Origin of the sequence: Psychromonas ingrahamii 37 (assembly GCF_000015285.1) — a bacterium.
Taxonomy (GTDB): Bacteria; Pseudomonadota; Gammaproteobacteria; order Enterobacterales; family Psychromonadaceae; genus Psychromonas; species Psychromonas ingrahamii.
Map to the genome: position 1 here is coordinate 331,184 of NC_008709.1, position 14,114 is coordinate 345,297.

At 38.6% G+C, this 14,114-nt stretch carries 10 protein-coding genes; 7 read left to right on the plus strand and 3 right to left on the minus strand.

Features of this window, described 5'->3' with window-relative positions; genetic code table 11:
- Positions 1-201: 201 nt before the first annotated feature.
- The gene (locus PING_RS01385) at positions 202-915 is read left to right on the plus strand and encodes a methyltransferase domain-containing protein (RefSeq protein WP_232279396.1); all 714 of its coding nucleotides are present in this window, start codon (positions 202-204) and stop codon (positions 913-915) included.
- Positions 903-1,961: an NAD(P)/FAD-dependent oxidoreductase gene (locus PING_RS01390; RefSeq protein ID WP_011768681.1), complete on the plus strand. Its 1,059-nt coding sequence runs from the start codon at positions 903-905 to the stop codon at positions 1,959-1,961. The genes PING_RS01385 and PING_RS01390 overlap by 13 nt, the downstream gene beginning before the upstream one ends.
- On the opposite strand, the gene PING_RS01395 is transcribed toward PING_RS01390, so the two are convergent.
- On the minus strand, positions 1,958-3,070 hold the full coding sequence (locus PING_RS01395; protein ID WP_332248879.1) for a type III polyketide synthase: 1,113 nt from the start codon (positions 3,068-3,070) through the stop codon (positions 1,958-1,960). The genes PING_RS01390 and PING_RS01395 overlap by 4 nt on opposite strands.
- Positions 3,071-3,436: 366 nt before the next feature.
- On the opposite strand from PING_RS01395, the gene PING_RS01400 reads away from it, so the two are divergent.
- Entirely contained in the window at positions 3,437-6,163 is a 2,727-nt protein-coding gene (locus PING_RS01400) for a hypothetical protein (protein WP_011768683.1), read from the plus strand.
- Positions 6,164-6,369: 206 nt separating this feature from the next.
- Here PING_RS01400 and PING_RS01405 read toward each other — a convergent pair whose 3' ends face one another.
- Complete coding sequence (locus PING_RS01405) at positions 6,370-7,794, minus strand: esterase/lipase family protein (protein WP_011768684.1); 1,425 nt, start codon at positions 7,792-7,794, stop codon at positions 6,370-6,372.
- A 718-nt stretch (positions 7,795-8,512) separates the two neighbouring features.
- Positions 8,513-10,348: a sensor domain-containing diguanylate cyclase gene (locus tag PING_RS01415; RefSeq protein ID WP_011768686.1), complete on the minus strand. Its 1,836-nt coding sequence runs from the start codon at positions 10,346-10,348 to the stop codon at positions 8,513-8,515.
- 504 nt (positions 10,349-10,852) lie between these two features.
- Here PING_RS01415 and PING_RS01420 point away from each other — a divergent pair.
- From PING_RS01420 to PING_RS01430, 4 genes are all read left to right on the plus strand, one after another.
- Positions 10,853-11,209, plus strand: coding sequence for a transposase (locus tag PING_RS01420; RefSeq protein WP_198134729.1), 357 nt, complete (start codon positions 10,853-10,855; stop codon positions 11,207-11,209).
- A complete protein-coding gene (locus tag PING_RS21710; protein WP_408635111.1) occupies positions 11,166-11,261 on the plus strand; it encodes a hypothetical protein in 96 nt (31 codons plus the stop codon). The genes PING_RS01420 and PING_RS21710 overlap by 44 nt, the downstream gene beginning before the upstream one ends.
- A 740-nt stretch (positions 11,262-12,001) precedes the next feature.
- A complete protein-coding gene (locus PING_RS01425) occupies positions 12,002-12,268 on the plus strand; it encodes a DUF4212 domain-containing protein (RefSeq protein WP_041765763.1) in 267 nt (88 codons plus the stop codon).
- 11 nt (positions 12,269-12,279) lie between these two features.
- Entirely contained in the window at positions 12,280-13,998 is a 1,719-nt protein-coding gene (locus PING_RS01430) for a sodium:solute symporter family protein (protein ID WP_011768689.1), read from the plus strand.
- Positions 13,999-14,114 lie beyond the last annotated feature (116 nt).

Here is a 14,114-nt window from a genome sequence, read left to right on the forward strand (position 1 = left end):
CTCCCTCATTGATCTGAAAAAGAATATTTATCCAACCTATACGTACATCGCATACACCCCATTAATAAGGCTTTTTAAACATGAAAGATAATAAAAGATCATCAGAGTACATAAGAATTACATAATAAATAAACCAAATCCAGAGCAATGAGCCTCTCCGTACTGTATTGATAGTGAATATGTTATTATTTGCAGCATCAAATGAATTCTGGGAAAAAAACTGTGCTATCACATCGTTCAAATGAAAAAGAAATTCTCGATTTAGGTCCGGACTACTACACCGAGGAAGAATTTACTCATTGTCAAAAAATGCTATATCGCATCAATAAAATTCTCGGATTCTTTCACGGAACAGTGAATGTTTTAAAGACAGGTGGGGAAAAAGCACATGTGGTGGACGTTGGTTGTGGCGCAGGCTTATTTATTCTTAATCTCAGTCGTTATTTTCCAAAGATGACATTCCATGGTATTGATATCTCGTCTGAAGCGATTAATATGGCCAATTATGAGAAGTCTGTCTTTAGATCAGATACCTCCAACGTGAAATTTGAAAAAATGGCTGAGCCAAAATTAACATTTGGCGAAAACAGTGTTGATGTCATTTTGGCAACAATGGTTTGCCACCACATGAGCAATGAAGAAATTATTGCCTTTTTCAAACAAGCACTATATACCACAAAAGATAAAGTCATCATTAATGATTTGCACCGCAATAGCATTGCCTATTGGTTTTATCGCCTTTTCAGTCAAATCTTATTTAGCAGTAGGCTCATTACCTATGATGGGCTTATCTCCATCAAACGCGGTTTTATCCGTCAAGAATTAATCACACTGTTAGAACAAGCTGGCATGAAACACTACCAAGTTAAATGGTGTTTCCCATTTCGTTGGAGGGTTATCATTTGGAAGAAGTAGTGATTATCGGCGGTGGCGTTGCTGGACTATCGTGCCTAAATGCATTGTTGGATCAAGGTATATCGGCGCTTTTAATCGAAGGCTCAACCATCGGCACGCCTAAAATGTGTGGCGAATTCTTAGCACCGATTGCGGCACAGCAACTACAGCGTTGGGACGTTGATCCTCTTATCCCCATTCCTCATGCCGCCTTTTATGCTGGCATTAGGCAATTAGATATTCACTTCACCAAGCCCTCTGCTGCCATATCAAGAAGTGACGTTGAGCTAAAGTTAGCTGCACGAGCGCGCAGACTAGGTGGACGCATACGCGAAAACACATCTCTCGAGCACACAACACCTGCCACCGAGAGAACGCCATTTTATTTCAAATTATCCACGGGTGAAATCATTGAGGCTAAAAGTGCTTTTTTTGCAACGGGTAAGTTTGGAAACAACAAAGACAATAAAAAAATTGCGCTACCCTATTTTGGATTTAAATTGCATTTTTCCCATACTGAAAACGATCAGAGTCTTAAGATGTTCAGTCTGGATAAAGCTTATTTGGGCATTGTTCCGATCACCGAGACAATAAGTAACTGTGCCTGTTTGGCAAAACGAGAAGCGGTGGATGCTGCAACTTCGCCGAATGAATACTTTCAGCATCTGACAAAATCTCATCCGGTGCTTAAAAAAATATTCACCCCGCTTGATCTTAGCTCTATTGATATTCTGTCGGGTCGCGCTCCTGCATTTACTCAAAAAAATCCGCCTAACTGGCCTAACAGCTACTGGATAGGTGATACATTAGCGTCGCTTTACCCTGCTATTGGCTCTGGATTTGCACATAGCGTTGATAGCGCTATTCAAGCTGTGCAGTTTTACTTAAAACAACAACCTAAGCTGTATCGTACCAATTATTCGAAATCGATTAAAACAAAAGTACTATTAGGGAACGTATTTAACACTGCATTACTGCACCCAAAAGTGGGTCAATTGGCTCTTCCTTTACTGAAACGATCCCCTAAGCTGGTTAACCTTGTACTCAAAAAGCTTGATTATGTTTAATGCGGCTGGTTTATCTTAAGTAACATTGATTCTAAGGTTAATCCCGGTCCAAAAGCGCAACTAAAAATAGTTTCTTGATGATTATTAACCGTCAAATGGGTCATCAATTCTTTCAAAACAAACAAAATGGTGGCTGATGACATATTTCCATACTCACGCATCACATGATAAGCATGCTTGTTTTTGTCTTTTGTAATATTCAAGGCCGTTTCACAGGCTTGTAGTATTTTCATACCGCCTGGATGAATGGCATAGTGATTAACTTCGGTGATCGCTTCCTGTCTCAATAGTTTATCCATAAACTCTGCGATCCCTGACTCAATCACTTCTGGGATGTAGGATTTTAAAACAATATCAAATCCTGAATCTCCTATATGCCATGCCATATCTTCGCTGGTCTGTGGTAATAAATCACAATTGAAGGCCTCTATCGATAGGCTTTTTTGATTCTCTGCCATCGGCTGAATAAGAGCCGCTGCGGCACCATCTGCAAAAATCGCATTTGAAAGTAAGTGATCCAAATCTTCATCATTTTGAAAATGCAGACTGCAAAGTTCAACACTCACAATTAAAACAACAGCCCCTTTATTCGCGCGACAGATATCATCTGCCACTTTCAACGCGTTGAAGGCGCCATAACATCCCATGAAATTGATTGCCGTGCGTTTAGCATTGGTGCGCAGCTTTAATTGCTGCACAATTTCAATATCTAATCCGGGGGCATACATGCCTGTACAACTGACTGTAATCACATGTGTGATATCGGCGAATGTGGCATCGGATTGATCCATACATTGCTTGATAGCAGAAATGGCTAACGGCAGCGCATGCTCTTTATAAAGAGCCATACGGCCTGCTGTGCTTAAATCAGGTGATGATATGTCACTTCTGGAATTTGAGAGATGCCCCATATCGCTGATCACACTATGCCGCGATTCAATACCCGTCGCTTTATAAATGGACCTAAGCATTCTTTTTTTTGCGGGACTCAATTGCAGCCGTTCTGAAATGAGCGCTGCGGCTTCACTTTGCTTGAATTTGTGTTGTGGCACTGCGGTTCCAATTGCGCTAATACTGCTTTTCATCCTAGCATCCTGCTTTATAAGAATTGAATAACAATATTACATGCTTTATTGCCACCAAGCCTATTAAAATACAAATACTATACATTTGCCATGAAAATGGCTGGTACAAAATAACTGGACAGATGTGCAGCGTTCATATGTGTTCAGCCTTTTTTCTTCTGAAATCAAGTCAACAGTGATTAATGAACATGAACGCTTAAATAAAAAAGAGTGTTTACTCCTCCAACTCTGTACTTACTTTACTATACTTTTCTTACCTTGTTTTTTGCACAATATTTAAAAAGTGAAGGCGCAAAATGAGTAGGAAATAGCGCCATACTATCGACTTACCGGGGCCGTATAAATCTCGGGTAACAAAAGACTTTTACTTATAGAAGAGAGGTAAACGTTATGAATGACAACAACAGCCCGGACGAAAATAATGTCTGGCGTATTGATAAAACACCTAACTTACTCCATCGATGTTTTATTTCAGAACAGTTGTGTGTCGAGGAAAGAAAAATTTGTAAGTATTGGGAGGAAAGACAAAGTGGCAAGAATACACCTCAAGCATTTGTGGTCATGGCCTTTAATTTCCGTAACAACATGCTATACGAACGACAAATTAAACCTATGCTGGCCAATCTAGATGAACCTCTGCTCCCTTGCCGTGCAGATACTCTTATACGTACGGGTTATATTGTGTGCAGAAAGGTTTGCCAGCCGATTCTTGAGTCCGACTTAGTGGTGGTGGAATTAACCATACTCAATAAAAACGTCACTTACGAACTTGGACTGAGCTTGGCACTGGAGCGTAAAATATTATTAATGGTTCAGGAGCAAGAGCCGGAAGAAAAAATAGATTTATCGAATGACGTTAATAATCTGTTCAGAAGATTAGATATTAAAGAATCCGAATTATTTCGCTACAAGCCATTTGGCTTTATCACAACAAGTGCGCAAGAGTTACAAAATTCCCTTTGGAAGGGAGCCGATAAAGAATTGCGACAAACAGATAGCCTGCAATGCAGGATAGGAGTTCTCGGCGCGGATCATCTGGTGCCATTATCAACTTCAAATATAGATTTTCAGATACCGTTACCAAATTCAAATATAGAAACTCAACCTAAAAGTCAATTAACAGATGCCCTCAGATGCCACCTAGGGAATGTCATTCGTGATGCAGTATGTAATATACTTGGTTATGAATCAGAAAAAGAATATGAAGAATACCTTAAAAGCCGGGGGAATAGTAAACAAAAAAAAGAAGACAAAGTCGATGTTGATAAGTGCAAGGAGCGCAACGATTTTCTTGGAAACTACACGGCGACTCAAGGCAAAAAGTTTAGCGATATATCTGCACAAGAATACAACAAAAAGAAATATTACCCATGGATGCATTTACAGTCGATGCGAACTGATAAAAAATCATTCACTGAAATAGTTGATTTTATTGATAGTCGAGAGTGTTTGGCCATTGATTTAACCAAAACAGGCAATAATCTCAATGATGCAATCAATCTGTTCTGGCTCGGATATGCACACGGTAAAGGCAAAACAGTGATCCCTGTCTATGCTTATAGCTCAGATAAGGAACAAGCCGAATTAGGTCATAGTAACTTTGACGTTCAGGGGCTCTATTTTCTTGGTTATGATATAAGAAACCCAAAAGCGATCGATGATGATTTAATGGCCATGTTTAAGGACATATTAGAAAGCACAGAAACAGAAAGATCGCGAAACAAACTGTGGAAGCCTATTTTTGAAGGAGCGGATTTACAAATATCGGTAGGAGCAACAGTACATAAAGGCAGCGAAAAATACTCTTTGATAGAATGGGATCATATGGTCTTAGCTGAATTGCACAGTTTCATCTCAGAAAAAAGGTCAACACTACACTACAAAATAAGTTACCCGACCTATCAACAACCGGACACAGTGAACAAAAAACTCATAGAGGGTGTTTGTTTAGATAAATTTTTGCAAGGAAAAATAGAGAAGCAAAATGTAATAATCATTGGCTCCCCTGATGTCAATATCATCACAGAATTAGTGCTGGCAAAGGCAAAGGGCATTGCACCATTCAGTCCAGAAAAAATAACAAAGGAAAGTCAAAAATTTTTCGAAGGGTTAGTCTCAGTGAAAAGTAACAATAATAATACACGAGGAATTAGATACTATTATAAAGACAGCAAGGACAAAGAAGAAGATAAATATGAATCTAGTTATAATTATAGGTTCTTAGATAAACCTGATAATTCAGAGCAATCTGACGATAAAGTTGTCAGTTCTAATCAATATACTTTTTTTCAAAATGAAGATGAAGATGAAGATGAAGATAAAGACAAAGAAGAAAAAGAAAAAGAAAAAAAAGGAGAAAAAGCAAAAAAAGATAAAGGCTCAACAGGCTTTACTAAATTTCATCGTTCCTATGGGCATATCGCCATCTTCGAAAATCCTTATTCAGAAGGAAAAAGAATAATAGTTCTATCTGGCATTAGCGGGCCTGCAACTCTGGCATTGGCGCAGATGCTAACCGGCTGTATAAATGAAGAAACAAACTACCAGCTGCAATATAGAGTAGATAAAGAAAAGATTAAAGTAGATGAAAGAAAGATCCATATTTTAGGAGGAGTAGCTGAAAATGAAAATGAAAATGAAAATGATAAAAGTAAAACGGAGTCTTTTATAGCGGATTTATTTTATGAACACCAAGACCAAGAAGATTTAAGATCTATATTTAAAGGAGTTAAAGAAGATAACAAAACTGAAGAAGTTAAAAAGAAAATAAAATATGAAACTGACTCAGGAAAACAGAAGGGTTATAGACCGTTAAAGATCGACCTTTCCAAAAAATCACTAGAGATGCTTGAGAAAATAAATACAGAAATAACTGAAGGTTATAAACAACAAACTAAAAATAAAAAACAGACTAATAATAATTTTATGGTCGAAGCTGTCGTCGAGGTCTTACTGACAGAAAATGTGGAACATGAGGATAAGAATACGGTCATTCATTGGCAAGATCCTAGAAAGGTTGTTGCCTGGCGGTTCGCCAAGGACCCATTCAGGACTAAGACTCCATTAAAGGACATCAGTTCTGATCTGCATTTCCCTAAAAGCGAGAAACAACAGTAACAAGCAGTGACGGTACTGTTTGTATCAGTAGTTGCAGTTAGACGCAGCGCTTTAACTCGTTGTCGACAAGGTAACAGTCGGTTTTGATATAAATATCCGACTGCCCAATAAAAAAGGGCCATCCGTTTTCTGTATGGCCCTTTGCTGTTTCAACTTTCCCAGTTAAGTCTTCAGCCGATAAACCAGCGATCAGCAAAGGCGATAGACTAAGACTTATTGATCTCTTCCTTCGAAGGTTCCAAATTTTCAAACGAGTGACGGGTTTCTGATTTGATGAGAAAACCTTCCTTCCTCAGCTTTGGATCACTGGCATTGTCCATTCTGAAGACGTTCTTGTCGACGCAACGGTGCAGTTGAATTTCCACATAAAAAGTTTCATTAGGTTTTATCAAATCATTAATATTAAGGCCATTCGCACGGTACTCAACAACATGATAGAACACGAATCCATCGGCGGGGCGTGCAATAACACGGAATCCTGTGAGTTTATTTTTGATCACCAGATCATAATCAACGTAATAAATAAGATGATTGGGGTGCGCCGCATTTTGTTGTCGATCGACAAAAAAGCCCTTGGTAAGCTTATTTGGATTGTGACTATCACCCCCCAAAAGTAACAGGTCGTAATCGTTAACCGGGTCGCCCTGATCATCTTTTATAATAAAGACTAGCATGACATAACGATGCGTTCCCTTCTGGCTTTCTTGAGTCAATATTTCCAATTCTTTGCCACGGTTAGTATAATCTGCTTGGTTATTGACGGTCAGGCATTTTAATATTTCCGTAACCTGGGGCTTGTTCTTTGATTTTGCAGACAGCACACTGCGCATAATTCCCTTGTCTTTACCGGAATGGCTGGCACCCGGGATAACACCGAAAGGAGCTAACGAGGGACGTTGTAATTCTCCCTCTACTTCAAGAAGTCGAGCCTTTTTTTCATCAGAGTCGTGAGCAACCTTCTCTTCCACTAGCTTAATCATGCTGTAGTTGAGATTGGCACAGGCAACCCGAACAACCCCATCGGATCCCGCCTCTACCAAATAATTGTTAACAAAGTCATATAACTTTTTGTCAATCGTCTGCCCGGTTAGAACAAAAGGAAAAAACTTATTTTCAGCAGGTTTATATGTGAGGTAAGACTGTGCTAAAGCAATCTGCTGATGACTGCCGAGCGACAACCAATCAAGAATCCGTTGCCCGGGCTCTACTCCGGAAAACCATGCTTTAATCCGCCCAACCCGTTGCTTGCCGAGGGCTGCCAGCGGGGAGCCATGATTGGCAGGTGCAAGCATGACCAGATGACGCAACGGCGATTGTGAAAGTAGGGAACCCATATAGAAGCGATTAAGCCATTCGCGCACAACGGGTCCACCCGTTGAGTGGGTAATGCACGAAAAATCAGCTATTCCACCAACGCCATTGGGTATCTGGTCATGCAATGCGTCGTGAAATGCCCGTGCAACATCAGCTACGCTGACTTCGTCGTTAAAACTAATATAACGGCCAAGCCAGATATGCTTGATCTCAATTTTAAGCTTGTACTGATCAGCCTGTTCTGCCAACGCCTCGGGCAATAAACCATAGGCACTGGTATCGACAACACTCCAACCATGAATAAAAATCACTAACATACAAATTTCTCCTTCGTCCTTTTATAGGGTGCCGTAATGATCCAATCTGGAAAGGTTTATTTTCCCTTCTATAATTTAATCAGTAACCCTATGATCAAATGTAGAAAATTTCTTGAAATAACCCGCACTGTGGCGCTTTTTGTTGGATCTGCTGAGAATAACCATTGCGTCTTCCATTTCTATTTAATCTTAGTTCCTTTCCTAAGTATTTCTATTATCCCAAGCTGGTACTTTCACAATTTAAAAAGTATTTCAGGCAGAAAGCAGATCTTGGTTCTCATACTTGATGACGGGGATAATGGCGGGTATTTTATTGGCTTTTCTGATTTTTTACTGATCAATCGAAGTGATAAATTGATTTAGCTTGGATTTGATAGGGCTGTAATGAAGTCACTATGAGATCTGACATTTTTATTATATTGGGAAAAACAAATCATTAGTGCTAATGGTCAGGTGCTGAATGCGATCGATAAAAGGTTTGTCCCCACTTTCTTCTCTTTTGCAGGGCTGGGGCATTATTATATGTTTATTAAATAAAGGAGGGAATTGTGAAAATGTTCTTTTTTCGTAAAGCTTACGCATATCGAATAGGTATGAATCAGGAAGTGATTTTGCTTAATCAGCTGGTGGCTTTTATTTACCCATTATAATAAGTGGATTTAAGCCATTGTATTTATTTTTTCGAAGATATTATCACTTGGAATAAAGAGCTTGTTAATCAAGCAAGCTGTTCAACCCGGTTTCGGCCATTTTCTTTTGCCAGATAAAGTGCCTTATCGGCTCTTTTTAATGCTTCATCTAATGATTCGCTTTTTATATCTATACTAGTGACACCAAAACATGCGGTGATCTTTACCGGCTGGTTATCAATAATTATCTCTACTTTTTCGATGCCTAGTCTAAGCCGTTGCGCCAGTTCAGTTGCAATCTCCAGATCAGCATGGGGAATTATTACCGCAAACTCTTCTCCTCCTATCCGTCCAATGATATCCACATTACGTATCATCGCTTTTAATGTATTAGCAACGGATAACAGAGCATTATCACCAGCAGCATGACCATAGTTATCATTGATGGATTTGAAGTGATCGAGATCGATCATCATAATAGCCAGCGATGATTTATAGCGTAAACTACGTTTAATTTCTACTGAACCACACTCAAAAAAGGCGCGACGATTTAACATGTTAGTTAGGGGATCGGTTCGTGCTAATAACTCTGCTCGATCTTTTGCTTGCTCCAGTTCTTCGGTACGTTCGGTGACAAGTTGCTCCAGTAGTTGCTGATCGTTTTTTAGATGCTCAATATGAATTAATTCAATTTCTTCTTTTTCGTTCCTGAGTTGGTTAAACCGGTCTGCAAGGGCAAAGGAAAGAAGAGCTGCTTCAATAGAAAAACACAGTCCAGTGGATAAATCAGAGTATAGCGTTACTGGAATCATGCCGATATGCTGTAATACTGCCAAAATCATACCCAAAGACCAAATACTCCATCCCAAAATATAAAAACGGGCATATGACCTGCCTTTTAAATAGATGACCCAACCGATAACCGGGAAAAAAATAGAAGTTAACATGCTAAGAAGACCTAAAATAACGGCATAGTCACGATAACCTATTAAGCTGAAAAAAATGGAAAGTCCAGCTACAACAAATATTAATTGTAGTAGCCTGTCGATATTCACTGATTCAGTTGCAGTATTCAAAAATGAGCGGGTAAACTGAGTGGCCATTATCATCACTAAGGCAATGAAAAAAACAGGAGAAAAATCGCTAAACCAGTTTGAATTTGACCAGAGGTAGCGATAGCCAAATCCTTTATCAGTCAAGAAAGCTAAAAGTGCGCTAATAATGTATCCGCTATACCAAAGAAATTGGGGCAAGCGAGTGGAATAGCCAATAAATAGATTATAAAAAAACAGTATTATGCCTAAACCAAACATGGCTCCAATAATAAAATATCGGTTTGCATAATACTGACTATATTCTTTTACTGTCCATAGTCGAATCTGTGTTTCAGCTTGGCCTGCTTGTTCATAAGAAAAATGAATCAATAATTGTTGTTCAGCCTTTACAGCGGTAGTTATTTCAAAGACATTGTTTTCAGATGCAAAAGCACGTTGTGTAAAGGGGATATGATCGCCGGCATAAAATTTTTTTTCTCCGTTAATATATAAGTTCACATGATCCCATTGCTGATGAACTATCTCTAGTAACCATAACAAATCTGTATCGTCAGTATTTCTCACTATTATTTTAAGCCAGTAGTCTGAGGAACTGATACCAAAACTACTTTTTCCATTAGGCAGGGGCTGAAATTTTGAGAATAAGGGGGCTGATTGTAATTGATCAATGTTATAACTTTTTTCTGGGTCTTCTAAATAATAAATACTTAAATCAGTGCTTTGTCCTTGCATCACTTGCTTTAGGCTAATAGTTGATTCAGCAAGAGAAAAGCGAGTAGACAGCAAGAAAAATAACAAAACCAGCAAAGATGTAAATAGGAATGTTAACGTACGATAGGCTGGTTTTGTAGAATTTTTATGATAAGGCATTAGATAAATACTCCTTATTTTATGAAAAAAGACAAATCAACCCATTGCAAAAAATGATAAATTTTAATTAAAATCTTCTTAAACATAGCATCCTTCTATTCAAATAATAAGTGAATAATCTGAATAGATATAAAAGCGATCAGCTGGCTATATGCTAAGCGCTTAGGGCGATTCTCTAATAATGAGCTTCACTAAGATAGTCTGAGTCTTGCCAAATTGGGCCGCGATAAATACGCAATCAGTAAAGAATTGAGTTGCAGTCGCCCAACTGTTTATAAAGTGCATTGAATAATGAAGGCTCTGACCACGTCAGACATTGTCTAAATATTAAAGCTATGTGTAAAGTTCAATATAAACACGACAGCATTCCTTTTAAATAAAAATTAACCCGTCACTGATCTCATGAGTAACAGCTTTAAGTGGGGTGCAGGCTTTAATGCTTGCCAGAATGAAGCGTCCGTTAAAAATAGAGGGTCACGTTTATTTACCGGCAAGCTTAGCTCGTTGATTATCTCTAAACCAACGTCAGGAAAACATTACGTTTTACTGCTTGTTAAAGAAGACTTTAAACTGCTACCAGCGGTTAACAAAACAGTTTGGATTGATGTTGGCATTAAAGATTTAGCCATTTGCTCTGACGACACCAAATTTAACAACCCTCGTCTAACGGTAAAGTATGCAGCAAAGTTAGCGAAGGCCTCACGCAGGTTAGCCAAAATAAAGAAAGGATCTAATTATTTCAACAAGCAGAAAGAAGCTGGTTATTGCTTAAATCCACAAAAAAATAACCCACTCACGCAAAGATTTTACCCACAAGATGACCTCAAAACTTATAAACAAAAACAAAATGATCGGTATTGAGTCATTAAAAGTCAAAAACAGGGTTAAGAACCTTAAAATTTCTCCTCCTTAGTTAGCGGCAGATGCTTTATTGCAATTATTTTCTTCTGATAAAAAACCAGCTATTAGTGCGTAGATGCAGTTCTTGGAAGAGGGCGTAAATGCAACAATACCAAGAAAAATTCAAGTGCCGTGATGCGGCTATAATATTTGCATATTAAAAGCATGTGGAGAGTATTTTGGATTTTCATTATTACCGATTGAGCAGTATTGTGGCAAAAGGCAATGCCTGACACTTTAATTTCTTTCTCAACGCTTAATTTTCAGAAAATTTTACAATTTGCATATGGAGGTCAGCAATAAAATGTAAAAGAGCCAATTTCACCCATATTTCACCATCAATTATCTAATAAAAATTCACTCATTTGCATTTTTTTAAACTCCTTAAAATAATTTATAGAGTTAAAAATAGCGTTAATAAAAAAAGGCTTGCTAAGTGAATTTTAATGGCAAAAACAATGCTCTCAATCACAAAAACAAAGCTGTAGCCCGCTTCTGTGATGGAGCGCCCAATTTTAATTCGATAAAGTATGATCCAGCTCTTTGTCTCAGGGTACTAAAATAATGTATTTAACATGGCTTTAACATACCATAGCAGCGTGCTTATTTGATAAGAAAATTATTGTTTAAGCCATAAGATAAGTGAATAAAAGTGAATGCTTATTCTTTGTTTAATGAATGTTTAAATTAAATACCAAAAGTAAGTGTTTACTTTAAATCTCTTCCTCATTAAGACCATTAAGGAGAATGACAGTGAGTTTTGAAGACAAAAGTAAAGCAGATCAATATTGGCAGGAGAATATTAATTTAGTCATCAGACTATTAATTATTTGGGCCGTCGTTTCCTTTGGCTTTGGTATTTTGCTCGTAGATGTACTAAATGAAGTCACCTTTATGGGATTCAAATTAGGTTTCTGGTTTGCACAACAGGGCGCGATATATGTGTTTCTTTTCTTGATTTTTTATTATAGAGCAAAAGCAAACAAACTCGATGAAAAATACGGTGTTCAAGAAGACTAAGGATTAGCATAATGGATGTTCAAACTTTAACTTATACAATTGTAGGCATGACGTTTGCCCTTTATATTGTTATTGCAATATGGAGCCGAGCAGGCTCTACTAAAGAATTTTACGTAGCAGGCGGCGGTGTACACCCCATTGTCAACGGCATGGCGACAGCAGCAGACTGGATGTCTGCAGCATCATTCATCTCATTAGCAGGTATCGTTTCATTTGTTGGTTATGATGGTTCGGTATATATAATGGGCTGGACCGGTGGTTATGTATTACTTGCACTCCTAATGGCGCCTTACTTACGTAAATTTGGTAAATTTACTGTGCCTGACTTTGTTGGTGATCGCTACTACTCTCAAACTGCGCGTACTGTCGCTGTTATATGTGCACTTGTGGTCAGTTTCACTTATATTGCAGGCCAAATGCGTGGTACAGGTGTTGTATTTTCACGTTTCTTGGAAGTAGATATTGATACTGGTGTTTATATCGGTATGGCCGTTGTTTTCTTCTACTCTGTATTAGGTGGTATGAAAGGCATCACTTATACGCAAGTTGCTCAATACTGTGTAATGATTTTTGCATTCATGGTGCCAGCTATTTTCTTATCAATCATGATGACCGGCCATGTGTTCCCACAGATTGGTTTCGGTTCTGAATTACTTGATGCCGCTGGTAATAATTCAGGCGTATATCTGCTTGATAAATTAGATGGATTGTCTACCCAACTCGGTTTTGCCGAATATACAGTCGGTACAAAAGATACGATTGATGTGTTCTTCATCTGTGGTGCATTAATGTTTGGTACTGCCGGTTTACCGCATGTTATCGTACGTTTCTTTACCGTTCCACGGGTTAAAGATGCACGTACTTCTGCAGGTTGGACATTAGTATTTATTGCCATTCTGTACACTACCATTCCTGCCTTAGCCGCTTTCTCTCGTGTAAATATGATTGAAACAATCAATGGCCCCGAAGGGAAAGGTGTTTCTCATGCAGAAGCGCCAAGCTGGATCAATAGCTGGGAAAAAACCGGTTTGATCGCATGGGATGATAAAAACGGCGATGGTAAAATGTATTATGCTAAAGGCGAAGCTAATGAGATGAAGATCGATCGCGATATCATCGTATTAGCAACACCTGAAATAGCTAACTTACCAGCTTGGGTTATCGCATTGATCGCTGCCGGTGGTTTAGCTGCTGCACTGTCAACCTCTGCCGGATTATTACTGGTTATCTCAACTTCTGTTTCACATGATTTACTGAAGAAAAATATGATGCCGGATATCTCCGATAAGAGGGAGTTACTGTATGCACGAATGGCAGCTGGTGTAGGTGTCCTTATTGCAGGTTACTTTGGTGTTAACCCTCCAGGTTTTGTAGCCGCAGTGGTTGCCATCGCGTTCGGGCTTGCCGCATCGTCTTTATTCCCTGCAATAACAATGGGTATCTTCTCTAAGAAGATGAATAAAGAAGGCGCTATTTCAGGTATGGCTGCAGGTTTACTGTTTTCAATAGCTTATATTGTTTACTTTAAATTTGTAAATCCAGCTGGGAACATTTCTGAGAACTGGTTATTTGGTATTTCACCAGAAGGTATCGGTTTAGTGGGTATGTGTCTTAACTTTATTGTTGCTATCATTGTTTGTCGCATGACAGCACCAGTACCTCAAGATGTACAAGATATGGTTGAAGCCATTCGTTTCCCTAAAGGATCAGGTGAAGCATCAGATCATTAATATAATGATGTAATTAAAAAAAGCGCTTCGGCGCTTTTTTTTAATGCTTTTTTAGCCACATATCTATACTCGCAATACCCTCACCACCCTAAAAACCCTCAACCTATAGTCAGGTG

Bases quoted from the DNA above. Each gene is read 5' to 3' on its own strand.
- PING_RS01385 (WP_232279396.1), top strand. From the start codon at position 202: ATGAATTCTGGGAAAAAAACTGTGCTATCACATCGTTCAAATGAAAAA.
- PING_RS01400 (WP_011768683.1), top strand. From the start codon at position 3,437: ATGAATGACAACAACAGCCCGGACGAAAATAATGTCTGGCGTATTGAT.
- PING_RS01405 (WP_011768684.1), bottom strand. From the start codon at position 7,794: ATGTTAGTGATTTTTATTCATGGTTGGAGTGTTGTCGATACCAGTGCC.
- PING_RS01415 (WP_011768686.1), bottom strand. From the start codon at position 10,348: ATGCCTTATCATAAAAATTCTACAAAACCAGCCTATCGTACGTTAACA.
- PING_RS21710 (WP_408635111.1), top strand. From the start codon at position 11,166: ATGACCTCAAAACTTATAAACAAAAACAAAATGATCGGTATTGAGTCA.
- PING_RS01430 (WP_011768689.1), top strand. From the start codon at position 12,280: ATGGATGTTCAAACTTTAACTTATACAATTGTAGGCATGACGTTTGCC.